Origin of the sequence: Micromonospora sp. NPDC049645, assembly GCF_040675155.1 — a bacterium.
Classification (GTDB): Bacteria; Actinomycetota; Actinomycetes; order Mycobacteriales; family Micromonosporaceae; genus Micromonospora.
In genome coordinates this window covers 102273-127377 of record NZ_JBFAOI010000006.1, presented here as the reverse complement: position 1 = coordinate 127377, position 25105 = coordinate 102273, and the positions used below count along the sequence as shown (strand labels likewise).

General features: G+C 71.8%; 24 protein-coding genes and 3 tRNA genes. 17 read left to right on the top strand and 10 right to left on the bottom strand.

The genetic code is table 11. From position 1 onward, the window contains the following. The first annotated feature begins 20 nt into the window (after nt 1–20). Nucleotides 21–1034 carry a ketol-acid reductoisomerase gene (gene ilvC, locus AB0J33_RS16120; protein ID WP_363614144.1) on the top strand — a complete coding sequence of 338 codons (1014 nt, stop codon included), beginning with the start codon at nt 21–23 and terminating at the stop codon, nt 1032–1034. Nucleotides 1035–1434: 400 nt separating this feature from the next. Beyond that, the gene (gene serA / locus AB0J33_RS16115) at nt 1435–3033 is read left to right on the top strand and encodes a phosphoglycerate dehydrogenase (protein ID WP_363614142.1); all 1599 of its coding nucleotides are present in this window, start codon (nt 1435–1437) and stop codon (nt 3031–3033) included. A gap of 75 nt (nt 3034–3108) precedes the next feature. Here serA and AB0J33_RS16110 read toward each other — a convergent pair whose 3' ends face one another. Both AB0J33_RS16110 and AB0J33_RS16105 read right to left on the bottom strand, forming a co-directional pair. Beyond that, on the bottom strand, nt 3109–3465 hold the full coding sequence (locus AB0J33_RS16110; RefSeq protein WP_363614140.1) for a hypothetical protein: 357 nt from the start codon (nt 3463–3465) through the stop codon (nt 3109–3111). A 410-nt stretch (nt 3466–3875) separates the two neighbouring features. Then, on the bottom strand, nt 3876–4718 hold the full coding sequence (locus AB0J33_RS16105; protein ID WP_363614138.1) for an FAD:protein FMN transferase: 843 nt from the start codon (nt 4716–4718) through the stop codon (nt 3876–3878). Between the two features lie 229 nt (nt 4719–4947). Here AB0J33_RS16105 and AB0J33_RS16100 point away from each other — a divergent pair, with 229 nt between their 5' ends. Together AB0J33_RS16100 and AB0J33_RS16095 are read left to right on the top strand one after the other, a co-directional pair. Next, complete coding sequence (locus AB0J33_RS16100) at nt 4948–5979, top strand: 3-isopropylmalate dehydrogenase (protein WP_363614136.1); 1032 nt, start codon at nt 4948–4950, stop codon at nt 5977–5979. A 162-nt stretch (nt 5980–6141) separates the two neighbouring features. Beyond that, nucleotides 6142–7239 carry a branched-chain amino acid aminotransferase gene (locus AB0J33_RS16095; RefSeq protein ID WP_363614134.1) on the top strand — a complete coding sequence of 366 codons (1098 nt, stop codon included), beginning with the start codon at nt 6142–6144 and terminating at the stop codon, nt 7237–7239. A 56-nt stretch (nt 7240–7295) separates the two neighbouring features. Here the strand turns inward: AB0J33_RS16095 and AB0J33_RS16090 are convergent, their stop codons facing one another. The 4 genes from AB0J33_RS16090 to AB0J33_RS16075 form a co-directional block, all read right to left on the bottom strand. Further along, entirely contained in the window at nt 7296–8051 is a 756-nt protein-coding gene (locus tag AB0J33_RS16090) for a tyrosine-protein phosphatase (protein WP_363614132.1), read from the bottom strand. 55 nt (nt 8052–8106) lie between these two features. Then, entirely contained in the window at nt 8107–8565 is a 459-nt protein-coding gene (locus AB0J33_RS16085; protein ID WP_363614130.1) for a PRC-barrel domain containing protein, read from the bottom strand. 141 nt (nt 8566–8706) lie between these two features. Next, the gene (locus AB0J33_RS16080) at nt 8707–9237 is read right to left on the bottom strand and encodes a carboxymuconolactone decarboxylase family protein (RefSeq protein WP_363614128.1); all 531 of its coding nucleotides are present in this window, start codon (nt 9235–9237) and stop codon (nt 8707–8709) included. Between the two features lie 2 nt (nt 9238–9239). Continuing rightward, a complete protein-coding gene (locus AB0J33_RS16075; protein WP_363614126.1) occupies nt 9240–9581 on the bottom strand; it encodes a redoxin domain-containing protein in 342 nt (113 codons plus the stop codon). 337 nt (nt 9582–9918) lie between these two features. Here AB0J33_RS16075 and cimA point away from each other — a divergent pair, with 337 nt between their 5' ends. Next, a complete protein-coding gene (cimA, locus tag AB0J33_RS16070) occupies nt 9919–11502 on the top strand; it encodes a citramalate synthase (protein ID WP_363614124.1) in 1584 nt (527 codons plus the stop codon). 269 nt (nt 11503–11771) lie between these two features. On the opposite strand, the gene AB0J33_RS16065 is transcribed toward cimA, so the two are convergent. After that, on the bottom strand, nt 11772–12710 hold the full coding sequence (locus tag AB0J33_RS16065) for an endonuclease/exonuclease/phosphatase family protein (RefSeq protein WP_363614619.1): 939 nt from the start codon (nt 12708–12710) through the stop codon (nt 11772–11774). Between the two features lie 386 nt (nt 12711–13096). Here AB0J33_RS16065 and AB0J33_RS16060 point away from each other — a divergent pair, with 386 nt between their 5' ends. The 7 genes from AB0J33_RS16060 (at nt 13097) to arfB (ending at nt 18784) form a co-directional block, all read left to right on the top strand. Further along, nucleotides 13097–13606, top strand: coding sequence for a hypothetical protein (locus AB0J33_RS16060; protein ID WP_363614122.1), 510 nt, complete (start codon nt 13097–13099; stop codon nt 13604–13606). Nucleotides 13607–14010: 404 nt separating this feature from the next. After that, nucleotides 14011–15060, top strand: a complete 1050-nt coding sequence (locus AB0J33_RS16055; RefSeq protein ID WP_363614120.1) for a MoxR family ATPase — start codon at nt 14011–14013, stop codon at nt 15058–15060. After that, the gene (locus tag AB0J33_RS16050; protein ID WP_363614118.1) at nt 15057–16082 is read left to right on the top strand and encodes a DUF58 domain-containing protein; all 1026 of its coding nucleotides are present in this window, start codon (nt 15057–15059) and stop codon (nt 16080–16082) included. The genes AB0J33_RS16055 and AB0J33_RS16050 overlap by 4 nt, the downstream gene beginning before the upstream one ends. After that, nucleotides 16079–17038, top strand: a complete 960-nt coding sequence (locus tag AB0J33_RS16045) for a VWA domain-containing protein (protein ID WP_363614116.1) — start codon at nt 16079–16081, stop codon at nt 17036–17038. The genes AB0J33_RS16050 and AB0J33_RS16045 overlap by 4 nt, the downstream gene beginning before the upstream one ends. 36 nt (nt 17039–17074) lie before the next feature. Next, nucleotides 17075–17929, top strand: a complete 855-nt coding sequence (locus AB0J33_RS16040; RefSeq protein ID WP_363614114.1) for a trypsin-like peptidase domain-containing protein — start codon at nt 17075–17077, stop codon at nt 17927–17929. 98 nt (nt 17930–18027) lie between these two features. Then, on the top strand, nt 18028–18324 hold the full coding sequence (locus AB0J33_RS16035; protein ID WP_363614112.1) for a hypothetical protein: 297 nt from the start codon (nt 18028–18030) through the stop codon (nt 18322–18324). Between the two features lie 34 nt (nt 18325–18358). After that, complete coding sequence (gene arfB, locus AB0J33_RS16030; RefSeq protein WP_363614110.1) at nt 18359–18784, top strand: alternative ribosome rescue aminoacyl-tRNA hydrolase ArfB; 426 nt, start codon at nt 18359–18361, stop codon at nt 18782–18784. A gap of 31 nt (nt 18785–18815) precedes the next feature. Here arfB and AB0J33_RS16025 read toward each other — a convergent pair whose 3' ends face one another. Beyond that, the gene (locus AB0J33_RS16025; protein WP_363614108.1) at nt 18816–19682 is read right to left on the bottom strand and encodes a 3-methyladenine DNA glycosylase; all 867 of its coding nucleotides are present in this window, start codon (nt 19680–19682) and stop codon (nt 18816–18818) included. Nucleotides 19683–19717: 35 nt separating this feature from the next. Beyond that, the gene (locus AB0J33_RS16020) at nt 19718–21157 is read right to left on the bottom strand and encodes a hypothetical protein (RefSeq protein ID WP_363614106.1); all 1440 of its coding nucleotides are present in this window, start codon (nt 21155–21157) and stop codon (nt 19718–19720) included. A 175-nt stretch (nt 21158–21332) separates the two neighbouring features. On the opposite strand from AB0J33_RS16020, the gene AB0J33_RS16015 reads away from it, so the two are divergent. From AB0J33_RS16015 to AB0J33_RS16000, 4 genes are all read left to right on the top strand, one after another. After that, nucleotides 21333–22136 carry a fumarylacetoacetate hydrolase family protein gene (locus AB0J33_RS16015; protein ID WP_363614104.1) on the top strand — a complete coding sequence of 268 codons (804 nt, stop codon included), beginning with the start codon at nt 21333–21335 and terminating at the stop codon, nt 22134–22136. Between the two features lie 108 nt (nt 22137–22244). Continuing rightward, a tRNA-Gln gene (locus tag AB0J33_RS16010) sits at nt 22245–22316 on the top strand. A 134-nt stretch (nt 22317–22450) separates the two neighbouring features. Continuing rightward, nucleotides 22451–22523: transfer RNA gene (locus AB0J33_RS16005), tRNA-Glu, on the top strand. A 180-nt stretch (nt 22524–22703) separates the two neighbouring features. After that, a tRNA-Glu gene (locus tag AB0J33_RS16000) sits at nt 22704–22776 on the top strand. A gap of 144 nt (nt 22777–22920) precedes the next feature. Here AB0J33_RS16000 and AB0J33_RS15995 read toward each other — a convergent pair. Next, nucleotides 22921–23607 (bottom strand): IclR family transcriptional regulator, encoded by a 687-nt coding sequence (locus AB0J33_RS15995; protein ID WP_007456408.1) that lies wholly within the window; start codon nt 23605–23607, stop codon nt 22921–22923. A gap of 49 nt (nt 23608–23656) precedes the next feature. Here AB0J33_RS15995 and leuC point away from each other — a divergent pair, with 49 nt between their 5' ends. Beyond that, nucleotides 23657–25102, top strand: coding sequence for a 3-isopropylmalate dehydratase large subunit (gene leuC / locus AB0J33_RS15990; RefSeq protein ID WP_363614101.1), 1446 nt, complete (start codon nt 23657–23659; stop codon nt 25100–25102). Nucleotides 25103–25105: the final 3 nt, after the last annotated feature.

Here is a 25105-nt window from a genome sequence, read left to right as displayed (position 1 = left end):
GTACGAAAGGGAAGTTTCTCATGAGCGTTGAGGTGTACTACGACGACGATGCCGACCTCGGCCTGATCCAGGCCAAGAAGGTCGCGGTGATCGGTTACGGCAGCCAGGGCCACGCCCACGCGCTGTCGCTGCGTGACTCCGGCGTCGACGTGGTGATCGGTCTGCCGGAGGGCTCGAAGAGCCGTCCCAAGGCTGAGGAGCAGGGCCTGCGGGTGGTCACGCCCGCGCAGGCCGCCGCCGAGGCCGATGTGATCATGGTGCTCGCACCGGACACCGCCCAGCGTGGGATCTACGCGGAGTCGATCGCCCCGCACCTCACCCCGGGCAAGGCGATCTTCTTCGGCCACGGCTTCAACATCCGGTACGGCCTGATCAAGCCGCCGGCTGAGGTGGACGTGGCGATGGTCGCGCCCAAGGGCCCCGGCCACCTGGTCCGCCGCCAGTACAGCGACGGCAAGGGCGTGCCCTGTCTCGTCGCCGTCGAGCAGGACGCCAGCGGCAACGCCCTCGCCCTCGCCCTCGCGTACGCCAAGGGCATCGGCGGCACCCGGGCCGGCGCGATCAAGACCACCTTCACCGAGGAGACCGAGACCGACCTCTTCGGCGAGCAGGCGGTGCTCTGCGGCGGTGCCTCGGCGCTGGTGCAGACCGGTTTCGAGGTGCTCACCGAGGCGGGCTACGCCCCGGAGGTCGCCTACTTCGAGTGCCTGCACGAGCTGAAGCTGATCGTCGACCTCATGTACGAGGGCGGCATCGCGAAGATGCGCTACAGCATCTCCGACACCGCCGAGTACGGCGACCTCTCCCGCGGCCACCGCATCATCGACTCCCGGGTCAAGGACGAGATGCGCAAGATCCTGGGTGAGATCCAGTCCGGCGAGTTCGCCCGCGAGTGGGTCGCCGAGGACGAGGCCGGCCGCCCGAACTTCACCAAGTGGCAGGCCGAGGGTGCGGCGCACCCGATCGAGGAGACCGGTAAGAAGCTGCGCGGCATGATGAGCTGGGTCGACCGCCCGATCACCGAGACCGCCTGAGACGTCCGGCTCGGCTGGACGACGAACCACCGACAGCCCCTGGGCCGGCGCTCTCCCCAGCGCCGCCCCGGGGCTGCCGGGCATGCTGCCGCCCGTCGATGCGTCGGGCGGCCTCTTCCGTGCGGCCCGACCTTCGCCGCGCCGACCGGGTGACCGCCGCCACCGGTGTTCGGCGTGCTCAGGCGGCCGTGTCGCGCAGGTGAACGGCCGATGTCCGCCGCCCGACCGGGCGTGTGAGGGCACTCACCCCGAAGACCGGAACACGCCGACCAACGAGGCACCTACGATCGCCTGTAGGTGCGCAGCCGGCACCTGACGGCCACGGCACGGATCAGCGCAGGGCGCAGTGCGGCGCCCCCGCCGCCCGGGCCGATCGCATACACGACCTCTACGAGGACCGATGAATCCTGTCGTACTGATCGCCGAAGAACTCGCCCCCGCCGCCATCGAGGTGCTCGCCCACGACTTCGACGTCCGTCACGTCGACGGCACCGACCGTCCGGCCCTGCTCTCGGCGCTCTCCGAGGCCGACGCCGTCATCGTGCGCAGCGCGACCCAGATCGACGCCGAGGCGGTCGCCGCCGCGCCGCGACTCAAGGTGGTCGCCCGGGCCGGCGTCGGGTTGGACAACGTCGAGGTGCCGGCCGCCACCGCACGGGGCGTCATGGTCGTCAACGCGCCCACCTCCAACATCGTCTCCGCCGCCGAGCAGGCCGTCGCGCTGCTGCTCGCCGTCGCCCGCAACACCGCGAGCGCCAGCTCCGCGCTCAAGGCGGGGGAGTGGAAGCGGTCGAAGTACACCGGCGTCGAGGTGCAGGGCAAGACCGTCGGCGTAGTCGGGCTCGGTCGCATCGGGGTGCTCTTCGCGTCGCGCATCGCCGCGTTCGGCACCCGGCTGATCGCGTACGACCCGTACATCCAGCCGGCCCGTGCGGCACAGCTCGGCGTACGCCTGGTGGGGCTCGAGGAGCTGCTGCGGGAGAGCGACTTCATCTCCATCCACCTGCCGAAGACCCCGGAGACGGTGGGCCTGATCGGCGAGAAGGAACTGGCGATCGTCAAGCCCGGCGTGCGCATCGTCAACGCCGCCCGCGGTGGGCTGGTCGACGAGCAGGCGCTCGCGGACGCGATCGCCGAGGGCCGGGTCGCCGGCGCCGGCGTCGACGTGTACAGCAAGGAGCCGTGCACCTCGTCGCCGCTGTTCGCCTTCGACAACGTGGTGGCCACCCCGCACCTGGGCGCCTCCACGCACGAGGCGCAGGACAAGGCCGGTCTCGCCGTAGCCAAGAGCGTCAAGCTGGCGTTGCAGGGCGAGTTCGTCCCGGACGCCGTCAACGTGCAGGCCGGCGGTGTGGTCGCCGAGGACGTCCGGCCGCTGCTGCCGCTTGCGGAGAAGCTCGGCCGGGCGTTCACCGCCGTCGCCGGCGGGGTAGCCGCCAGCGTCACGGTCGAGGTTCGTGGCGAGATCGTCAGCCACGACGTGTCGGTGCTCAAGCTCGCCGCCACCAAGGGGCTGTTCAGCTCGGTCGTCGAGGAGCAGGTCACCTACGTCAACGCCCCGCACCTGGCCGCCGAGCGTGGCGTCGAGGTCACCCTGGCCACGCTGGCCGATACGGCCGAGCAGCCGACCCTGGTCACGGTGCGCGGCGCGCTGCCGGACGGCCGGACGGTCAGCGTCTCGGGCACGGTCACCCACTCCGGCGCGCGGGACGTGCTGAAGCTGACCGAGGTGGACGGCTTCGACGTGGAGATCGGCGCGGAGGGCATCCTGCTCTTCCTGCGCTACGTCGACCGACCCGGTGTGGTCGGCACGGTCGGTACCCTGCTCGGCGAGTCGGGTATCAACATCGCCGCCATGCAGGTGGCCCGTCGGGAGGCGGGCGGCGAGACGCTGATGACGCTCACCGTCGACCAGGCGCTCGGTGCCGACCTGCTCACGTCGGCCGCCGAGTCGATCGGCGCCACGGCGGCCAGCGCCGCCGACCTGCGCGACGAGTAGTACGCGGCAAGCACCATGGGGGGCCTGGCGATCCGCCGGGCCCCTCGTCCTTTCCCGTCCGTGCCGCTGGTCGGGTCAGCCGTGCAGCCGCGCGGGCGGCGGGTAGACCGAGCCGTCCTGCGGGTCGAAGAGCATCAGCCCGTGCTCACCAGCCAGCCGTTCGATGTCCAGCAGCACCTGGTCCGCGCAGGTCGGGTGCAGGTTCAGCTCGACGTGGTCGTGTGCGGCGTGCAGTGGCGCCACCGCCCACGGGCTGTTCGGGCCGGGGCGACGGTCCGGATAGGAGGCGGTGATCGCCCGGTAGAAGCTGACCACCCGCGGATCGGGGTAACGGTCCACGTGTCGCCCCTGCCGGCAACCGTCGACCGCTGTCCGTACGTCCTCGGGCGTCGCCCCGTCCTCCAGGGCCCACACGCTCAGATCGAAACTCACGGCGGATAGCGTGCCATCCGCCGTTCACCATGTCGAAACTGCCTCGCCGCCGGTCAAGCATCGACTCGCGCAGTCTCCGTTCACGACGGTCCGGTGTGGAGACTCTTGCGTCGAGTTGCGTCGATTCGCTAGCGTACGCACTGCGGTCACTGGCCGAGTTCGAGGCGCCGGCCCGTCTTCGGGTGGCGCGGTCGACGTCCGGCCCGACCGGTCCGCACCCCTCGATTGTGCGAGCCACGCGCACTCGTCGCTGACCGGCCCCCACGGTCGTTGCCGAGACCGTGGGGGCCGATCGCGGGCCCGACCGGCCGACAGTCACCGGGAACGGCTGGTTCACCGGCTCACGCGGCCGAGGTGCGAATCGGGCCGGAGCACCGCGGGGAGACGGGCTCGGTGCGGCGACGTTCCGCTCAGCGACGGTGTGCGAAGAGCGCGCGATAGTCGGAGTTGCCGCGGAACCACGACAGGCCGGTGGGACCGGCCGCGTACAGCGCGGTGGCGTAGGCGTCGGCGATCGTCAGGTTGGGGCCCACGACGGTGGCGGCGACGAGGTGGCCGGCCGGCTCGCCCGTGTGCGGGTCCACCACGTGCCCCTGCCGCCCGGTCACCCCGGAGGTGCCGACCGCGCCGGCGGTCATCTCCAGCACCAGCGGCGCGCGTTCGGGCGCGGTGGGGTGGTGCACCGCGACCCGCCACGGCCCACCGTGCGGTGCCCGGCCCCGGACGACGAGGTCGGCGCCGGTGAGGACGGCGTAGTCGTGGATGCCGGCGGCGCGCAGCCGCTCGGCGGCGCGCTCCACCGCCCAACCGCCGAGCAGGCCGCCCGGGTCGAAGCCGCCGGGAACCGCCCAGGCGTCGAACCATCCATCGGTGGCGGCACGCATGGCCGTGCAGCGGTCCACCAGGTCGGCGAGCGGCGGGTACGACTCCGGGCTGATCTCGCCCCGACGCAGCCGGGAGACCAAGCTCTCCGGTCGGTTGGGGCCGTAGGTGAGGTCGATGGCGCGCAGCTCCGCGACGCTGTCCCGCAGCGCCTCGCCCACGCCCCGGCGACCGAGCCACTCGGGGGCGTTGAGCAGCAGGGTGTACTCGGCGGTCGCGGTGCGGACGGTGTGCTGCACCGCGATCCGGCCCTCGGTGGCGGCGGTCGGGTCGATCCGGTGCCGGCGGCTGCCCAGGCGAAGGTCCGGTCGGCGGTTGCGGAACGCGGACGGGTCCGGCCAGCGGGTCCGTGGTTGCTCGTCGATGCGCATCGCATCTGCCCCCTCGCACGTGGCGCCGCGTCGTCGCGACCGGCGTTGGTCGGCGAGCCCCCGCGACCCACCGATCACCACGGTAGGCAGCGGAGATGACCGCCCCATGAGTCCCAGCTGAGAGGGTGCTGTGCATTCCTGCGTCTCAGATTATGGACGCCGCGTACCGGGAGGCGGGACGGCGACGTACCGTTGCCCGGTCGGAACCTTTGAGCAGAGGAGTGCGGTCGTGGCGCGGATCGCGGTGGTGGCCGGGGACGGCATCGGGCCCGAGGTGGTCGCGCAGGCTCGCAAGGTCCTCGACGCGGTGCTGCCCGACGTGCAGGCCACCGAGTACGACCTGGGTGCCGCCCGCTGGCACCGTACCGGAGAGGTCCTGCCCGACTCGGTGCTGGCCGAGTTGGCCGGGCACGACGCGATCCTGCTCGGCGCGGTCGGTGACCCGACGGTGCCGCCGGGTGTGCTGGAGCGGGGGCTGCTGCTCAAGCTCCGCTTCGCCTTCGACCAGTACGTCAACCTGCGGCCCTCCCGGCTCTGGCCCGGGGTCGCCGGCCCGCTGGGCAACGTGAAGCCGGGCGAGGTCGACCTCGTGGTGGTGCGGGAGGGCACCGAGGGGCTCTACGCCGGCGCCGGTGGTTCCCTGCACCGGGACACCCCGGCCGAGGTCGCCACCGAGGAGAGCCTGAACACCCGGCACGGCGTGGAGCGGGTGATCCGCGACGCGTTCGCCCGCGCCGACCGCCGGGAGCGGCGCAAGGTCACCCTCGTGCACAAGACCAACGTGCTCACCCACGCCGGGTCGCTCTGGGCGCGCACGTTCGACGCGGTTGCCGCGGAGCACCCGGACGTCGCCACCGAGTACCAGCACGTCGACGCCGCGGCCATGTTCCTGGTCACCCAGCCGCAGCGTTACGACGTGGTGGTCACCGACAACCTCTTCGGCGACATCCTCACCGACATCGCCGCCGCCGTCACCGGTGGCATCGGCCTGGCCGCCAGCGGCTGCATCAACCCCGAGGGGGCGTACCCCTCGATGTTCGAGCCGGTGCACGGCTCGGCACCGGACATCGCCGGCCAGGGCGTCGCCGACCCGGTCGCCGCGGTGCTCTCCGCAGCCCTGCTGTTGGAGCAGCTCGGGCACAGCGAGTCCGCCGAACGGGTCAACGCGGCGGTCGCCGCCGAGCTGGCCAGTCGGGTTCCTGGCGTGACGCTGCGTACCGAAGAGGTCGGCGACCGGCTCGCCGCCCACGCCGTAGCCTGACCGCTGCGGCCCGAGTGGGCGACCGGCCGACGTCGGTCTGCCCGGTCAGTCCGTCCCGCCCGACCGGCGCTACCCGCTGAACGACCGTTCGGGGTAAGTTTCTGGCACAGCCATGTCGGTGTGCGGTCCCGCATGCCGTTGTCCCGCAGGGAGGTCAGCGCGATGAGCGGTGGTGACAAGCTCGACTTCGAGATCCGTCCGAATGCCGCGCCGGTATCCGCCGCCGATCGGGCCGCCCTGCTGGCCAACCCCGGGTTCGGCCGCGTCTTCACCGACCACATGGTCACCGTCCGTTACGCCGACGGCAAGGGCTGGTACGACGCCCGGGTGGAGGCGCGGGGTCCGATCCCGATGGACCCGGCCAGCGCGGTGCTGCACTACGCGCAGGAGATCTTCGAGGGGCTCAAGGCTTACCGCACCGCCGACGGTGGCGTGACGATGTTCCGGCCGGACGCCAACGCGGCCCGCTTCGCCACCTCCGCGCAGCGGATGGCGATGCCGGTGCTGCCGCCGGAGGTCTTCGTCGACTCGCTGCACAAACTCATCGAGATCGACCGGGAGTGGATCCCCACCGGCGAGGACGGCAGCCTCTACCTGCGGCCGTTCATGTTCGCCAGCGAGGTCTTCCTCGGCGTCCGCCCGGCCAACGAATACCTCTACATGGTGATCGCGTCGCCGGTCGGCGCGTACTTCACCGGCGGCGTCAAGCCGGTCACCGTCTGGGTCTCCCCGGACTACACCCGCGCCGCGCCCGGCGGCACCGGCGCGGCCAAGTGCGGTGGCAACTACGCCGCGTCGCTGGCGGCCCAGGCCGAGGCCATCGAGGCCGGCTGCGACCAGGTCGTCTTCCTGGACGCGGTGGAGCGCCGGTTCGTCGACGAGCTGGGCGGCATGAACGTCTTCTTCGTCTACGACGACGACACCGTGGTCACTCCGCCGCTGACCGGCACGATCCTGCCGGGCATCACCCGCGACGCCATCCTCGCCCTGGCCGGCGCGGCCGGGCACCAGGTCGAGGAGCGACCGGTCAGCTTCGCCGACTGGCAGGCCGACGCCGCAAGCGGTCGCCTTCGGGAGGTGTTCGCCTGCGGCACCGCCGCGGTGGTCACCCCGATCGGTGGGGTGCGGTTCCCCGACGGTGAGTTCCTGATCGGTGGTGGCGAGCCCGGCCGGGTCACCATGGCCCTGCGCCAGCAGCTGGTCGACATCCAACGTGGCAAGGCGGCCGACCCGCACGGCTGGGTGCAGCGGGTCATCTGACCCCCGTCGCCGGCCGGCCCGTCCACCCGGACGGGCCGGCACCGCCGGGCCCGGCCCTACACCTCGGTGGGCTCGTCGAGCAGGTGGTCGCGCAGCGCGGCGAGCTGTTCGTCGGTCACACCGGCGTGGCGCAGGTACGCCTCGACCGAGCCGTGCCCCTCGCGCAGCTCGTCGAGGAAGATCTGCATCGCCTCGGCGGGTGAGCTCAGGAACGGCGCCGGCACGTCCACCCCACCCGGGTTGATGGAGGCCAGCCAGGCGCTGTACCGGGCCGACGCCTCGCTGCTCAACGCGTAGTCCGCGGTGATGTCCGCGTCGTCCACCCCCAACACGGCGAGGGTCAGCGCGCAGACGATGCCGGTGCGGTCCTTGCCGGCGACGCAGTGCACCACCACCGGGGCGTTGGCGGAGTCGGCGATCAGCCCGACCGCCTCGGCCAGCCCGGCGGTGCCGGTCTGCGCCAGGTCGGCGTACCGGTCCGCGAGGTACCGGGCGAGGTCGGTGCCCTCCTCGTGCGGCGTGGCGGCCCAGTCGTCGTGCTCCGGGTGGATGTGCCGGTAGGTCAGCCCCTGGTACGCCGGAACCCGGCCGTCCCGCTCCACCTCGGTGGGTCGGCGCAGGTCGATGACGGTGCGGATGCCGATCGCGGCGAACGCGTCGCGGTCCTGCTCGGTGAGGCGGTGCAGCGAGTCGGAACGGTAGAGCCGCCCCCGGCGTACGGATCGTCCGTCGTGACCGACGTGACCCCCGACGTCGCGGAAGTTGAAGGTGGCGGGGAGCGAGAGCTGGCGGTTGTCCTCGATGGCGTCCACGTTCACACGGTAACGGCCGGTGGGCTCACGTCCCACCGGCCGCCGGGTCGAACGGTCACCGTGCCGTACCGGGCGGAAGCGCGCCGTACGTCTCGTCGTAGTAGCCACCCAACTGGTCCCGGTAGCGCGGGTCACTGTGGCTGGTCTCGTCGTACTCCGGGGCGGCCTTGATCTGATCCCGGGTCCGGTCGACGGAGACCGTGCGCTGGTCGTGGTCGACCTGGTTGACGGTGCCGGCCGGCAGCATCACCTTCTTGCCGAAGATCCACGGCCCGGTGTCCACGACCAGGTAGCTGCCACCGACCTCGTGGCTGGCGCTGTCGATCTTGCCGACCGCGCCGTCGGTGGCCTCGACCTTGTAGCCGACCAGGTCAGCGTCGGCGACCCCGGCCTGGTCCCGGTAGCGCCAGGGGTCGAACGTGCCGGCCGGCGCACCGCCGGGCACGGCGCCCTGGTCGCCGCCGCGCAGCGGGTCCGGCCCGGCGTGGGTGGCGTGCGGATCGATCCTGTCCATGCCGTTCACTCCTGACTGTCACCGATCGTCTCGGCATAGGTGGCTGCGTCCCCTCAGGGAGCTACCCGGCCGCCGGGGGCCGGAAACGGCGACGGGCCGACGCCCGCGCGATGCGGCGTCGGCCCGTCCGGGCGTACGTGCTCAGGCCAGTGCGGCCTCGGCGTCCAGGGTGACCGCCGCGGCGTGCACCACGGCGGAGATCCGCAGGGTCTCGTGCAGCTGCTCCCGGCTGAAACCGCTGCCGCGCAGCGCCTTCTCGTGCAACTCCAGGCACACCCCGCACCCGGTGACGGCCGACACGGCGAGGCACCACAGCTCGAAGTCGCCCTTGTCCACGCCCGGCCTCGCGATGATCTGCATCCGCAACCGGGCCGGCATCGAGGCGTACTGCTCGTCGCCGATGAGGTGCTTGGCCCGGTAGTAGATGTTGTTCATCGCCATGATCGCCCCGGCGCCCTTGGCCGCCTCGACACCCTGCGGTCCGAGGTGCTCGAGCGCCTCGGCCGCGATCTCCCGCAGCACCACCGGGTTACGGGCGACCACCGCGCAGGCCAGGGCGGTGCCCCAGGTCTGCGCCGGGGTCAACGTCGACGTGCCGACGGTGGAGTCCAGGTTGAGTCTGATGTCCTTGGCGTACTCGAGCAGGGCTGCCTTGATCGCGTCCAGACCCATGGTCAGACCCCGGCGGCGGACAGCGCGCGATTGCTGTCGCCGAGCATCGGGAACGGCGACTCCCGAAGGTCCCGGTGGGCCCTGCGCCAGGCGTGGTGGACGAACTCGTTGTCCACGGACGCCCCGAGGACCTGTGCATCCCGGTCGGCGAACTCGCCGTTGAGTCGACCGAACTCCGCGATCTCCGTCGGGCAGATGAAGGTGAAGTCCTTCGGCCAGAAGAAAACCACTCGCCACTTGCCCTCGTGGGACTTGTGATTGATCGTCTCGAACGCCTTGTTGACGTCCAGCGATACGCAGGCGGTGAGTTCGTACCCAGGGAAGCGGTCACCGACGGTGAGCACAGGTCCTCCTTGTGGGCGGCACGGTGGCCGCGTTTGGATCCGTTCCAAATGCTTCCGCAGGGTCATCTGCACCGGTAGGGGGCCCGGCGACTTGTGAAGCCGATCACGACCGACGGGTCCCGCGCGGAGGCGCGCCACAACCGAGCTGGCAACACCCTCCGTCACTGTCCCGCTATATGGATTGTTTCTACCAAAGGGCCGGAGGGGTGGCAGAGTAGCGATCGTGACCAGCACCGTCCTGATTATTGCGACCTAGCGCGCCGGCTCTCCCTCCGCCGAGCGCGCAGACCTCCCGCATCCGCGGGAGGTCTTTTTGTTGCTCCGAGAAAGGATCCTGATGACGTTCCAGGTCTACGACACCACGTTGCGCGACGGCGCCCAGCGCGAGGGGCTCACCTACTCGGTCATCGACAAGCTGGCTGTGGCCCGGCTGCTCGACGAGTTCGGCGTCGGCTTCATCGAGGGCGGCTGGCCGGGCGCGGTGCCCAAGGACACCGAGTTCTTCCGCCGCGCCCGCACCGAACTGGACCTGCGGCACGCCGTGCTCGTCGCGTTCGGCGCCACCCGCAAGGCCGGCGTCGCGGTAGCCGACGACCCCCAGGTGCGCGCCCTGCTGGACGCGCAGACCCCGGCGGTGGCGCTGGTCGCCAAGGCCGACACCCGGCACGTCGAGCGCGCGCTGCGCACCACCGGTGCGGAGAACCTGGCGATGATCCACGACACCGTCAGCCACCTCGTCCGCGAGGGCCGGCGCGTCTTCGTCGACGGCGAACACTTCTTCGACGGCTACCGACACGATCCCGCGTACGGGGCGGCGGTGGTGCAGACCGCACTCGCCGCCGGCGCCGAGCGGATGGTGCTCTGCGACACCAACGGCGGCATGCTGCCGTCCCAGGTGACCGCCGTGATCCTCGACCTGACCGACAGGCTGGGGGTCGACGCCGGCCTGCTCGGTATGCACGCCCAGAACGACACCTCCTGCGCCGTGGCCAACACGATCGCCGCCGTCGAGGCGGGCGTGCGCCACGTGCAGGGCACCGCCAACGGGTACGGCGAACGCCCCGGCAACGCCGACATCTTCGCGGTCGTCGCCAACCTCCAACTCAAGCTGGGCATGCCCGTCCTACCGGAGGGCTGCCTGGCACAGATGGTGCGGGTCTCGCACTCCATCGCCGAGATCGCCAACATCGCCCCCGACACCCACCAGGCGTACGCCGGGGCCGCTGCCTTCGCCCACAAGGCGGGGCTGCACGCGAGCGCGATCAAGGTCGACCCGTTGCTCTACAACCACGTGGACCCGTCGGTGGTGGGCAATGACATGCGGATCCTGGTCACCGAGATGGCCGGTCGGGCCAGCGTCGAGCTCAAGAGTCGCGAGCTCGGCCTGGACCTGGCCGGCAGCCCGGACGCGCTCACCCGGGTCACCAAGCGGGTCAAGGAACTGGAGGCGGGCGGCTGGTCCTTCGAGGCGGCCGATGCCTCCTTCGAGTTGCTGGTCCGCTCCGAGATGCCGGAGGGCAGCCCGGCCCGACCGTTCACCCTGGAGTCGTACCGCGTGCTGGTCGAGCACCGCGAGGACGGCGCGGTGGTCTCCGAGGCGACCGTGAAGATCCGGGTACGTGGTGAGCGGGTGATCGCCACCGCCGAGGGCAACGGCCCGGTCAACGCGCTCGACGAGGCGCTGCGGGTGGGGCTGGCGCAGCACTACCCCCAACTGCGCGACTTCGAGTTGGCCGACTACAAGGTGCGCATCCTGGAGGGCAGCCACGGCACCGGCGCGGTCACCCGGGTCCTGCTGGAGACCTCCAACAGCGGCGGCCGGGACTGGACGACGGTCGGCGTCCACCCCAACGTGGTCGAGGCCAGCTGGCACGCCCTGGTAGACGCCCTCACCTACGGCCTAGCCCCCTCCCGCGTCTAACCCCTACCCCTCCCGACCCCAACCCCCATCCCCATCCCCAACCCCAACCCCAACCCCAACCCCGCCACCCCACCCGCGTCGATCATGGAGTTGTGGTGGTGTACGTACCGGGCTTCCGTGCCTAAAACGCCCACCACAACTCCATGATCGACGGCGGCAGGGGTGGGCACGGGAGGGCAGGGCAGGGGTGGGCACGGGAGGGCAGGGCAGGGGTGGGCACGGGTGGGCAGGGCAGGGGTGGCCACGGGTGGGCGGGGCGGGCGGGTGGTTTAGGGGGTGGGGAGGGTGATGGTGGCTAGGACTGGGCGGTGGTCGCTGTTGGGGAGGGTCAGCACCCGTACCGAGCGGACCGCTATGCGTCGGTCGACCAGCACGTGGTCGATGGTGACCGGCGGGATGAGATCACCGTCGTAGGGACCCCAGGTGCCGGTGAGGCCCCGGCCGGTGGCATCGGCGGCGTCGACGTAACCGGTGCGAAGCAGGGCCCGCAGTGGGCTGTGGTCCAGGGTCGCGTTGAAGTCGCCGGCGAGGATTCGCAGCCCACCGTCCGGGGTGGCCGGTGGTTGGGCGGTCAGGTCGGTACGCCAGGCGTCGACCTGGTCTAAGGCGTACGGCGCCGAGGGGTGGGCCGACTCGACGCGGACCGGGGGTCCGCCGGGAACCGTCACCGTCGCGTACGCCTGGGTGAAGCCCCAGCCTTCGAGGTTGCGCCGGAGGCCGACCTCGGTGAGCGGCCACCGCGAGTAGAGGCCGGAGCCGGGGGTGCCGATCTCCGGGTTGAGCTGTCGGTGGGGCAGCAGCCCGACGAGGCCGAGCTGATTCAGGGCGGCCTGCGCGTCCGGCGTGAACTCCTGCACGACGAGCACGTCCACCTCGTGTCGCCGGACCAGCTCGACAAGCGTCCGCGCGTCGCCGGAGCCGGCGAGCAGGTTGGCGGTGAGGAGGCGCACGGTCGGCCCGCCTGCCGCCGGTTGGGCGCTGGCCAGCGCCCGGGGTGCGACGGCGCCGAGCAACGCGATCGCCGCCAGGGCCGCGAGCGCCGCCGGCCACCAGCGCCGCAGGGCGAGGGTGAGGGCCAGGACCAGCACGCTGACCCCCGCGACGTACGGCGTGAAGGCGAGCGCCTGCACCAACGGCCCTCGGTCCAGGCCGAGCAGCCGGATCGCGGCCCAGAGGGCTGTGGGTGTGGCGGCCAGCCAGCAGAGCACCGTGCCGAGTCGAGCATGTCGGTGCGCGGGCGGAGCGTCGACGATCACGACGACGATCGTAGTCGGGCCCCACGAACCCATTTCATGAATGGCGCAGCGCTCACATTTCACAATTATCTGACGGTTGGTTGACAGCCCGGAAAAGCGAGATCAACTATTGACTGGTGGCTTTTTCCGGTGCTACGTTCCATCTGGCTTAAACGACGCAACTCTGAGTAGTAACCCCAGCTCAAGGGGGATGCAGATCGTCGAGGAATCAGCCCTTTCGGGGATAGGTGATTCCGCTTTCCGTCACCCCACCGTCGTCGTACGCCTATTTATTGGCTGTCATCCGTCCCGCCCCGCGGGTCGGCCGAATTCGCACGGTCACACAAGGGGGACCTGTCATGAGCACATCCTTCCGACGTAAGGCGGCGGCGGTCACATTCGCCGTCCTGGCGCTCAGTCTGGCCGGCGGGGGCATCGCTCTCGCCCAGCCGTCGGCGAAGGCGCCGCAGGACGCGGTCCAACCGGCGGCACGGAGCACGAACGCCCAGCCGCCGGCCACCGCGGAGTCGACGCGTATCGCGAAAGCCGCGTTGAAGGCGGGTGCGGCCACCCCACTGGCGGCCACCAACGTCTTCACCGTCGTCAACTCCAACGGCACCAAGGCGCGCGGCGGCGGCACCGTGATCAAGTGGGGTGTCGGTCAGTACGAGGTGGTCTACGGCCACACCGTGTCGGCCGGCGCCTTCCTGGCCACCATCTCCCGGTCCGACTCCTGCTGCATCCCGCCGGGCGGCGAGGTCTCGGTGGCTCCACGGCTGGGCACGCCCAACGCGGTCTTCGTGCAGACCCGTAACTCGGCCGGTACCCCGTCCGACCTGGGCTTCACCCTGCTCACCCACACACCCTGACCGAACCGACACCCGACACCCGGCCCCCGTCGCCCACGGCGACGGGGGCCCGGACCTTGTCCACTCGGCGGGACTCGCCGGCTGCACCTCGGCCAGCCGGTCCGGGCATGGATCGACTCGGGTTTCACAAAGTCGGGGTGTCCGGGGACGCGGGATACCCCGATCTCCGTGAACGCGAGTGGATCACGGGCTCTCCGTGGCCGATCGCTTGACGGTTGTGCGTCCTTTGACCCGGCTCGCGCCGATCCGCGCTTCTGGCCGGTCACCTGCCGGTTGGGCGCTCCTCGGCTTACTCGCGACCGTCGTCACCTTTCCGCGCGGCTCATCCCCATTCCGGCCACTCCGGGCCCGTCCGGCCCGCACAATCCGACGTTTGCTGGTCGTGTGCCCGGGAAGCAAGCAGCGTGACGGACATCTCGGACACCCTGGCCAGCATGCCCAGCCCGGTCGATCCGGAGCCGACCGGCGTCGAGCTGGAACAGACCCTCTTCGAGGTCAAACGCGTGATCGTGGGGCAGGATCGCCTCGTCGAACGCCTGCTCACCGCCCTGGTCGCCAACGGACACTGCCTCCTGGAGGGGGTGCCCGGTGTGGCCAAGACACTTGCCGCGCAGACCCTCGCGACCGTGGTCGGCGGCACCTTCTCCCGGATCCAGTTCACCCCGGACCTGGTGCCCTCCGACATCGTCGGCACCCGGATCTACCGGGCCTCCAAGGAGACCTTCGACATCGAGCTGGGCCCGATCATGGCCAACCTGGTGCTGGCCGATGAGATCAACCGCGCCCCGGCCAAGGTCCAGTCGGCGCTGCTGGAGGCGATGGCCGAACGGCAGGTCTCGATCGGTGGGCGCAGCTGGCCGGTACCGGAGCCGTTCCTGGTGCTGGCCACCCAGAACCCGATCGAGTCCGAGGGGGTCTACCAACTCCCGGAGGCGCAGCGCGACCGCTTCCTGATGAAGGTGGTGGTCGACTACCCGAGCGACGCCGACGAACTGGCCATCCTCTACCGGATGAGCACCGATCGGCCGACCCCGCGCCAGGTGCTCGACGCGCAACGGCTGCGGGACCTCCAGGCCCACGCCGAGCGGGTCTTCGTCCACCACGCGTTGGCCGAGTACGTGGTGCGGCTGATCCTCGCCACCCGAGACCCGGGCCGGTTCGGGCTGCCGGAGATCGCCCCGCTGCTGGCGTACGGGGCCAGCCCGCGAGCCACCCTGGGCCTGGTCGCGGCAGCTCGGGCGCAGGCCCTGCTGCGGGGCCGGGAGTACGTGCTGCCCGAGGACATCCGCGACCTGGCCGTCGATGTCCTCGCCCACCGGCTGGTGCTCTCCTTCGACGCGGTGGCCGACGGGGTGTCTGCCGAGAGCGTGGTGCGCCGGCTGGTCGAGGCGGTGCCGCCGCCCCGGCTGGCCACCGGACACCCACAACAGGCGCCGGATCTGGCGGCGGCATGAGACGCGCGACCGTCATGTCGGCCGGAACGCCAGCCGACCCCGGCCTGGCCGAGCTGGCACCGGACCAGCGACTGCGCCGCCTGGAGCTGACCGTCACGCGTCGACTGAACGGCCTGCTGCACGGCCAGTACCGTGGTCTGCTGCCCGGTCCGGGCAGCGAACCGTCCGGCAGTCGCGAGTACCGGCCGGGCGAGGACGAGGTCCGTCGGATGGACTGGGCGGTGACGGCGCGGACCGCCGTGCCGCACGTCCGGCAGGTCGACGCCGACCGGGAACTGACCACCTGGTTGCTGGTCGACGGCAGCGCCAGCATGGAGTTCGGCACCGCCGAGCTGGACAAACGGGAACTGGCGGTGGCCGCCGTCGCGGCGGTCGGGTTCCTGACCGCGGGCGTCGGCAACCGCCTCGGCGCCCAGGTGCTGCGCGCCGACGGGGTACGCCGCTTCCCAGCCCGCAGCGGGCGTACCCATCTGCTTGCGCTGCTGCGCGCGCTGCTCGCCGCCCCGCGGGCCACCGCGCCCCCCGACCGTCCGGGGCGCGGGCCGACGACCCGACCGCCCGACCTGGCGGACGGGCTCGACGCGCTGCACCGGATCGCCAACCGGCGCGGGATGGTCGTGGTGGTCTCCGACTTCCTCGACGGCCTGCCCGACGACCCCGACCAGCCAGCGCCCTGGGAGCGGACCCTGCGCCGGTTGGCCGTCCGGCACCAGGTGCTGGCCATCGAGGTGACCGACCCGCGTGAGTTGGAACTTCCGGACGTCGGCCTGATCACACTCGTCGACCCGGAGACCGGCCGGCACCGCGAGGTGTGCACATCGGACCGTGGGCTGCGCGAGCGGTACGCCGAGGCCGCGACCGCCCAACGCGAACAGGTCCACCAGGCGTTGCGGCGCAGTGGAGCCATCCACCTGCCGCTGCGCACCGACGGGGACTGGAGCGCGGACATCGTCCGGCACGTGCACGCCCAGCGTCGGATGGCCGCCGCGCCGGCCGGCCCATCCCGGGGAGGTGTCGCGTGATCTGGCAGTCGCCGCTGCGACTCTGGCTGCTGCTCGGCGTGCTCGCCCTGGTCATCGCCTATTTGGTGATGCAGCGGCGACGCAGCCGGTACGCGGTCCGCTTCACCAACCTGCGACTGCTGGACCGGGTGGCGCCGCAGCGGCCCGCCTGGCGTCGGCACGTACCGGCCGGGCTCTTCCTGGCCATGCTGGCGCTGCTCGTGGTCGGTTTCGCCCGTCCCAGCGCCGAGGTCCGGGTGCCCCGCGAGCGGGCCACGGTGATGGTGGCGGTGGACGTCTCCACGTCGATGCTCGCCACCGACGTCGAACCGGACCGGTTGGCCGCGGCGAAGGAGGCCGCCCGGCGTTTCGTCGAGGGCCTGCCCGACGAGTTCAACGTCGGTCTCGTCGCGTTCGCCGGCAGTGCCGCCGTGCTGGTGCCCCCGGGCACCGACCGGGACGCCCTCGACGAGGGGATCGGCCGTCTCGCCGAGGGGATCACCGGCGTGCAGGGCACCGCGATCGGCGAGGCCATCAACACTTCGCTCGGCGCGGTCAAGAGCCTGGACAGCGACGCCGCGAAGGAGACACCACCCGCCCGGATCATCCTGCTCTCCGACGGCGCCAACACCTCCGGGATGGATCCGATGGAGGCTGCGGCGGAAGCGGTGAAGGCGGAGGTGCCGGTGCACTCGATCTCGTTCGGCACACCGTCCGGTTTCGTCGACCGAGGTGGACGGCCGATCCAGGTGCCGGTGGACGGGCAGACCCTCAAGGCGGTCGCCGAGGAGACCGGCGGAATGTTCCACGAGGCCAGCACCACCGACGAGCTGCGGGCCGTCTACGACGACATCGGCAGCTCGGTCGGCTACCGCACCGAGCGGCAGGACGTCTCGGCCCGGTTCATCGGCCTCGGGCTGGTGTTCGCGATGGGCGCCGCCGCCGGCTCGATGCGCTGGTTCTCCCGACTGCCCTGACCACCGCGCAGACCGACGCGACCGTGAGGAGTACGCATGGCAGTGCAGACCGGACTGGGCGAACCGCGCGGTCCCTGGTTCATCTCGCCGGAGCTCGACCCGGACGGGCGCGGGTGGTGGGACGCGCCCGAGCGTGACCCGGGCGGGCGGCGGCCCGGGCGGCTGCTCGCCTTGCTGGCGGTGGTGGCGGTCTCCGCGGTCTCCGGTGCTCTCGCCGGTGGCGTCGTGGCCAGCCGCGACGGGGCTGGAGGCCCAGCCGCGGCATCCGCCGCCCCGGTACCGGCCGAGCTGGTCACCGCAGCCGAAAAGACCGTTCCCGGGGTGGTGTCGGTGCTGGCCGGTGGCGCGGCCGGTGGGTCCGCGACCGGCTCCGGCTTCGCCGTGGACGACCAGCAGCACCTGATCACCAACGACCACATCCTGGCCAAGGGAGGTGGCGGGCCGGTGACCGTGGAACTGCCCGACGGGCGCCGGTTCGCCGCAGAGGTGATCGGGCGGGAGCCGCGCAGCGACCTGGCGGTGCTGAAGGTGCCGGCATCGGCCGGTCTCACCCCGCTGCCGTTGGCCAAACCGGGCGCGACCCGGGTCGGTGAACCGGTGCTCGCGGTGGGTTCGCCGCTCGGCCTGTCGGGGACGGTCACCGCGGGCATCGTCAGCGCGCTGGACCGCCAGGTACGGCTCGGCAACAACCGGCACAGCGCGGTACAGACCGACGCGTCCATCAACCCCGGCAACTCCGGTGGGCCACTGGTCAACGCGCGCGGCGAGGTGGTCGGGGTGAACACCGCCATCGCCACCATCGACGGGAACGGGTCGATCGGCATCGGGTTCGCCATCCCGATCGACCAGGTGCAGCAGACCGCCGACACGATCATCGGCAAGGGCGGCTGAGCTGCCCGAACGGCCTGCGGAAAGCTGCCTCTGTCAGATATCCGGCCGGACGTCATCGGGCCATGGAAATATTACTGTCGGTATGGATACTGGCGGAGGTGGAGCGTCCTCTTCTCACGGTCCTCCTGCTGGTGGGCCTGGTCATCGGATGTGCAGTGGGGTCGGCGTACGCCCGGGCACGACGCGGGTGGAACGATTACCAGACCGTCAAGAAATCGGTGCCGGGCGCCCGCCGGGGCGCCTGGTCGCTGATCCGTGGCGTCGCCGTGAAGGCCACGGTGGTCGGGCTGCTGCTCTTCGGCGCGGTGGCGTACGCGGCGGTCGGCTCCGACGAGGAGACCGCCGGGCCGGCACCCAGCCAGTCCCCGACGCGGCGCGAGCCTCCGCACCGATGACCCTCGGCGGGACGTCGCGGGTTAGCCTCAGGACGTGGACGACGGACTGCGGGTGACCGACCGGTGGGTCGTCCCCGCCGGCGAGCTGCGGGAGCGTTTCTCCCGCTCGTCCGGGCCGGGTGGGCAGGGCGTCAACACCGCGGACTCCCGGGTCGAGCTGAGCTACGACCTGGCCAACTCCCCGGGCGTGCCGGAGTCGCTGCGGTCGCGGGCGCTGGCCCGGCTCGCCAACCGACTCGTCGACGGGGTGCTGACGATCGCCGCCAGCGAGCACCGGGCCCAGTTGGCCAACCGGGAGGCGGCCCGGGAACGGATGACCGCGCTGCTGCGCGAGGCCGCCGCGCCGCCACCGCCGCCCCGCCGGGCGACCCGCCCGTCCCGTGGGGCCAAGGAACGCCGGCTGGCCGAGAAGAAGCGTCAGTCCCAGCGCAAGCGGGACCGCCGCGCCGACGGCGACTAGCCCCGACTCGGGCCGGGACGGCGGGGCTGGCTCAGGCCGGGACGGCGGACAGCAGGCGGTCGCGCAGCACCGCGGCGCGTTCGGCGAACGCACGTTGCGCGGCCGCGTACTCGGCCCGGCCGTCCGGAGTCTCCACCCGCACCGGCGGGCAACCCAACGCGGCCAGGTCGTACGGGCTGGCCCGCATGTCCAGCGTGCGGATGTCCCGGGCCAGGTCGAACGCGTCGGCCACCAGCTCCGAGCAGACCAACGGCGACAACTTGTACGCCCACTTGTACAGGTCCATGTTGGCGTGCAGGCAGCCCGGCTGCTCGTGCGCGTGCTGGGTCTCCCGGGTCGGGGTGAGCAGGTTCAACGGGCGGGCCGGCGCTGTGAAGAACCGGAACGCGTCGAAGTGGCTGCACCGTACCCCTCGCTCCTCGACGACCGCGGCGGTCCGCTCCGCGCTCAGTCGCAGCGGCCAGGCGTTGTGCCGCAGCTCGTCCCGGGTCTGCCGGTAGACCATCGCCCACTCGTGCATCCCGAAGCAGCCGAAGTGTGGCGCCCGACCAGCCGTCGCCGTCAGCAGGGAGCGGATCCAGGCGATCGATTCGCCGCGCCGGGCGCGTACCGCGTCGGTGTCGAGGGTGACCCCGGCGGTGGTGGCACGGTAGTCGCGGCCGAACTCGGCAGCATCGGCGTCGCGCAGCTCGACCCCGGGCCCGGGATGCCAGCGTCGCAGTTGAGCGGGGCGGTGCGAGTAGTAGGTGAACAGGAAGTCGGCCACCGGATGCCGCTCACCGCGTCGTCGGCGGGCCAGGTGCGGGGTCAGCCAGACGTCCACCCGCTCCTCGTGGGCCCGCCGGCGGGCCTGCCACTGCGCCACGTCGAGCACGGCGGGGGCGAGGGCGGCGGTCACGCACCCCAGGGTACGACCGCCGCCCCCACCGCCGGTCAGGGCATGTGCACCCGGACCCCGGCGGAGAACACCCCGCTGCGCAGCTCGAGTTGCTGCGGCGGGTCCCGCCCGTCGACGGTGAAGACCAGCGGGAGCACCACCCGGGTGCCGGCAGCCATCGGGTCGGCGAAGACGTCCCGGCCCAGGTTCGCGGCCCGGGTGGCCGACTCGTCGGTGCTCACCCAGCGCCCGCCGGGCAGGTACGCCCGTTGCAGCTGGCTGTGCCAGGGCTGATGGTCGCCGGTGACGTTGCGCACACCCACGGTGGCCTGGCAGCGCCGACTGTTGGCCGGCGCGGCGCTGCCGCCGTTCGCGATCCCGGCGACGCCGGGCGCGCCACAGACCATCCGGTAGACGGTGAACTCGAACGCGGACTCGCGCAACGGCACGCCCACCGGCCCGGTGACCCCGGTGCCCATCCACGCGCCGCTGGTGGGCTGCTTCTGCGTGTCGATCGACGCGACCTGCCGGGTCGCCGTCCAACCCGCGGTGCCGACGACACCGGCCAGCACCACGACGGCGGCGCCCACCAACGTCCAGACCGGTGGGGCGCGCCGACGCCGCACCGGGCTCGGGGCGGCCGGGCGCGGATAGATCGTCCCGCGGTCAGCTCCGGCCCCGCCGCCGGTCGACAACGCGGCAGCCGTCACCCGACGCCCGCGCCGCCGTCGCCAGACCCACACCAGGACGGCGCTGATCAGCAGCAGGACCGCCAGCCCGGCGAGCAGCACCGGGTAGCGGCGCCAGGGCGGCGCCTCGGTCACCTTGGCCACCGGTGTCGCCGCCGCCTGCCAGGTGGCCGTGGCGCAGTCGTACGGCCGGCTGCCGTCACTGGTGAACGCGCAGGTCGGCGCGGTCAGCGGTCGGCCCGGCGCGGTCGCGGCGAGCGCGGTGCCCAACGTGGCGGTGCTGCGCGCGGGCAGCCGCAGGCGCCAGGTCACCTCGGTGGTCGACCCGCCAGCCGGGGTGGACCGGCCGCCGCCACTGATCGCGGTCGGCGACGAGCCGGGCGGCAGTTCCTGACGCACCGTGGTGTCCAGCGGCGCGTTGCTGACGTTGCGCACCTGGATCCGGTACCTCGGTGCCGGGCTGCTCTCCGTCGCTACCGCCACCGTGACCTGTTGCGGGGGCGCCGACGCCGGTGCCCGGGTGGGCGGTGCCATCGCCGGTGGCGCCGAGGGCGGGGTGGGCTCCGCCACTCGTGCGACCATCGCCACCGGTGGCCGGGTGGCCACCGGGTCGGCTGGTGCCGCTGGTGGTGGCGTGGCTGCCGGTGGTGGTGGCGTGGTCGCCGGTGGCCGTGGCGTGGCAGCCGGTGGCCGTGGCGCGGGCGCCGCCTCCGGGGCCGCCGCCGGCAGGGCCGGCACGGCGGCGAGGATGCCGAGGCAGTGCACGAACACTGCGAGGGCTCTGTGGTGTCGTGTCGATGCAGGCATACGAACGAACCTCCGGAGCCGACGCTAGGGGTGGGTCGGTTCCGGGCGGGTACGAAGTCGGGAACCCCGCCCCGGTCACCTCCCGCTCCGGTAAAGTGCGGCGCCGCTGACAGGTTGAGCACACCCGGGCGCCGGTCCTGGCCGGTTGGGGCGCCGGCGGGGCTAGATTGGCCGGGTGCGTATCGCTCGTTTCGCCCATGCCAAGGGAATGTCGTTCGGTGCCGTCGAAGGCGAACCGGGGGCCGGGCCGCAGGGCCTGACCATCGCCGAGATCGAGGGCCATCCGTTCGGCAACCTCTCCTTCAGTGGGGCCCGGTGGGCCCTCTCCGACGTTCGGCTGCTCTCGCCGATCCTGCCCAGCAAGGTCGTCTGCGTCGGTCGCAACTACGCCGACCACGCCGCCGAACTCGGCAACGACGTGCCGAAGGAGCCGCTGCTGTTCCTCAAGCCGTCCACCTCGGTGATCGGGCCCCGGGACGCCATCCGGCTGCCGATCTTCTCCAAGCAGGTCGAGCACGAGGCGGAGTTGGCGGTCGTGATCGGCGCGCCGGGCGCCCGCCGCGCCGACCGGGCCGCCGCCGAACGCGCCATCTTCGGCTACACCTGCGCCAACGACGTCACCGCGCGGGACCTCCAGCGCTCCGACGGGCAGTGGACCCGGGCCAAGGGCTTCGACTCGTTCTGCCCGATCGGCCCGTGGATCACCACCGGGCTGGACGTCTCCGACCTGGAGATCCGGTGTGAGGTGGGCCGCAACCCGGAGGAGATGGAGGTACGCCAACTCGGCCGGACGAAGGACATGGTCTTCGACGTTCCCGGCCTGGTGTCGTACATCTCGCACGTGATGACTCTGCTGCCCGGCGACGTCGTTCTCACCGGTACTCCGGCCGGGGTTAGCCCGCTTGTCGAGGGGGATACGGTCACCGTGCGGATCGACGGCATCGGTGAGCTCACCAACCCGGTGGTTCCCGTCGCCTGATCCGTCTGATGCCCCTGTTTCCGCAGCTCACGGGTGGTTCGGGGGGATCGGATTTGGCCTGCCGGCACCGGGAGGGTAAAGTTCACTCCCGGCGCCGCAAGGGGCCAATGGGGTATGGGGTAATTGGCAGCCCGACTGATTCTGGTTCAGTTAGTCTAGGTTCGAGTCCTGGTACCCCAGCGCTGCTGGAATTCGCGAGAATCTCCAGACGCTGGATTCTGACGGAGTTCGACTCCGCCCCTCCGGGGGCGGAGAGTGATCTTTGGAAGAGTGCAGCTCCTCCGCCGGCAAGGTGGGGGAGCGAAAGTTGTTCTGGCCCCGTCGTCTAGTGGCCCAGGACGCCGCCCTCTCAAGGCGGTAGCGCCGGTTCGAATCCGGTCGGGGCTACATCGTGTACAGCCCGTCTCACCTGGTGAGGCGGGCTGTTTTGTCTGTTCGTCCCGTTTGTCTGTTCGTCCCGCTGTCGCGCCGCTCGGTGCCGTGGTGCCGACCCCGCGCTGACCCCGACGGGCGGTGCCGCTAGACTACAGTCGCACCGCCCGCGAGGGCGGTGAACGAAAAAGTTCTGGCCCCGTCGTCTAGTGGCCCAGGACGCCGCCCTCTCAAGGCGGTAGCGCCGGTTCGAATCCGGTCGGGGCTACAAAACAAAGGCTCATCTCGCTTCGCGAGATGAGCCTTTTCCCGTCCCCCACCTTGCTGCGTTGATCAAGAGGTTTGCGTCACGACACGTCGAGGGCGGTGACGCAAACCTCTTGATCAACATAGGGGGTGGGGTGGGGTGGGGTTAGAGGCCGGAGAGGCGTTGGCCGGCTCTTACCACCGCCATGGCGTGGCGTTCGCCGGGGCGGCGGCCCAGGCGCTCGATCGGGCCGGAGATGCTGACCGAGGCGATCACCCGGCCGGTGCGGTCGCGGATCGGGGCGGAGACGCTCGCCACACCGGCCTCCCGTTCGGCGACGCTCTGCGCCCAGCCGCGCCGGCGTACCTCGGCAAGGGTGCGGCCGGTGAACTTGCTGCGCGGCAGCAGCGGCATCACCGCCTCCGGCGGCTCCCAGGCGAGCAGGATCTGGGCCGCGGAGCCGGCCGTCATCGGCAGCACCGAGCCGACCGGAACGGTGTCCCGCAGGCCGCTGGCGCGCTCCGCCGCCGCCACGCAGATCCGCTCGTCGGCGCGGCGCAGGTAGAGCTGCGCGCTCTCACCGGTGGCGTCGCGCAACGCGGCCAGCAGGGGCTCGGCGGCGGTCAGCAACACGTCCGGTGCCGCGTTGGCCAGCTCGCCCAGCCGGGGCCCCGGTCGCCATCTGCCCTGGGTGTCCCGCACCAGCATTCGGTGGATCTCCAGGGCCTGGGCCAGCCGATGTGCGGTGGCTCGGGGCAGCTTGGTGCGTTCAACGAGTTCGGCCAGGCTGGCGCCGTCCACGCAGGCGGCCAGGATGACCACCGCCTTGTCGAGAACGCCGACACCGCTCATACTGTGTCCCACAAGCCGAAACTTACCTCCCAGAATTTAGGATGTCCAGATGGTGGGAGTCACTCCTGAGCCGAGGACCCTGGCCGAGAAGGTCTGGGACGCGCACGTCGTACGGTCCGCTGCCGGTGAGCCGGACCTGCTCTTCATCGACCTGCACCTGCTGCACGAGGTGACCAGCCCGCAGGCGTTCGACGGGCTTCGGCTCGCCGGGCGCCGGGTGCGTCGTACCGACCTGACCCTCGCGACCGAGGACCACAACACCCCGACCGGGTACGCCGACCCGGCCTTCCGCCTCCGCCGTGGTGACCTGCTCACCATCGCGGACCCCACGTCGCGTACGCAGATCGAGACGTTGCGCCGCAACTGCGCCGAGTTCGGGGTGCGGCTGCACCCGCTCGGCGACGACAACCAGGGCATCGTGCACGTGATCGGCCCGCAGCTCGGCCTCACCCAGCCGGGCCTGACGATCGTCTGCGGCGACTCGCACACCGCCACCCACGGCGCGTTCGGCGCGCTCGCCTTCGGCATCGGCACCAGCGAGGTGGAGCACGTGCTGGCCACCCAGACGCTGCCGCAGAGCCGGCCGAAGACGATGGCCGTGAACGTCACCGGCCGCCTCGCGCCCGGCGTGACCGCCAAGGACCTGGTGCTCGCGTTGATCACCCAGGTCGGCACGGGTGGCGGCCGGGGGCACATCGTCGAGTACCGCGGCGAGGCGATCCAGGCACTCTCCATGGAGGGGCGGATGACCATCGCCAACATGTCGATCGAGTGGGGCGCCAAGGCCGGCATGATCGCGCCGGACGAGACCACCTTCGCGTACCTCAAGGGTCGACCGAACGCGCCGCAGGGCGCGGACTGGGACGCGGCGGTGGCGTGGTGGCGGACGCTGCCCACCGACGAGGGCGCGCGCTTCGACGCCGAGGTGACCCTGGACGCCAGCCGCATCACGCCGTTCGTCACCTGGGGCACCAACCCCGGCCAGGGGGCGCCGCTGAGCGCCCCGGTGCCGGACCCGGAGGAGTTCACCACCGACTCGGAGCGCACCGCCGCCCGTCGGGCCCTGGAGTACATGGACCTGCGTCCCGGCACCCCTCTACGGGAGCTGCCGATCGACGTGGTCTTCGTGGGTTCCTGCACCAACGGGCGACTGGAGGACCTCCGGGCGGCCGCCGAGGTGCTGCGTGGCCACCGGGTCGCCGACGGCGTCCGGATGCTCGTGGTGCCCGGTTCCGCCGCCGTGCGTGAGGCCGCCGAGGCCGAGGGGCTGGACAAGGTCTTCGCCGACGCCGGGGCCGAGTGGCGGTTCGCCGGTTGCTCCATGTGTCTCGGCATGAACCCCGACACGCTGAAGCCGGGCGAGCGCTCCGCCTCCACCTCGAACCGCAACTTCGAGGGCCGTCAGGGCCGGGGTGGGCGCACCCACCTGGTCTCCCCGCCGGTGGCCGCCGCCACCGCCGTGGTCGGCCGGCTGGCCGCCCCCGCCGACCTGTAGAAG

Coding starts and splice junctions, on each gene's coding strand:
- AB0J33_RS16020 (WP_363614106.1), bottom strand. CDS start 21,157: ATGCCTGCATCGACACGACACCACAGAGCCCTCGCAGTGTTCGTGCAC.
- AB0J33_RS16080 (WP_363614128.1), bottom strand. CDS start 9,237: ATGGGTCTGGACGCGATCAAGGCAGCCCTGCTCGAGTACGCCAAGGAC.
- ilvC (WP_363614144.1), top strand. CDS start 21: ATGAGCGTTGAGGTGTACTACGACGACGATGCCGACCTCGGCCTGATC.
- AB0J33_RS16085 (WP_363614130.1), bottom strand. CDS start 8,565: ATGGACAGGATCGATCCGCACGCCACCCACGCCGGGCCGGACCCGCTG.
- AB0J33_RS16050 (WP_363614118.1), top strand. CDS start 15,057: ATGAGACGCGCGACCGTCATGTCGGCCGGAACGCCAGCCGACCCCGGC.
- cimA (WP_363614124.1), top strand. CDS start 9,919: ATGACGTTCCAGGTCTACGACACCACGTTGCGCGACGGCGCCCAGCGC.
- leuC (WP_363614101.1), top strand. CDS start 23,657: ATGGTGGGAGTCACTCCTGAGCCGAGGACCCTGGCCGAGAAGGTCTGG.
- AB0J33_RS16040 (WP_363614114.1), top strand. CDS start 17,075: ATGGCAGTGCAGACCGGACTGGGCGAACCGCGCGGTCCCTGGTTCATC.
- AB0J33_RS16095 (WP_363614134.1), top strand. CDS start 6,142: ATGAGCGGTGGTGACAAGCTCGACTTCGAGATCCGTCCGAATGCCGCG.
- serA (WP_363614142.1), top strand. CDS start 1,435: ATGAATCCTGTCGTACTGATCGCCGAAGAACTCGCCCCCGCCGCCATC.
- AB0J33_RS15995 (WP_007456408.1), bottom strand. CDS start 23,607: ATGAGCGGTGTCGGCGTTCTCGACAAGGCGGTGGTCATCCTGGCCGCC.
- AB0J33_RS16105 (WP_363614138.1), bottom strand. CDS start 4,718: ATGCGCATCGACGAGCAACCACGGACCCGCTGGCCGGACCCGTCCGCG.
- AB0J33_RS16060 (WP_363614122.1), top strand. CDS start 13,097: ATGAGCACATCCTTCCGACGTAAGGCGGCGGCGGTCACATTCGCCGTC.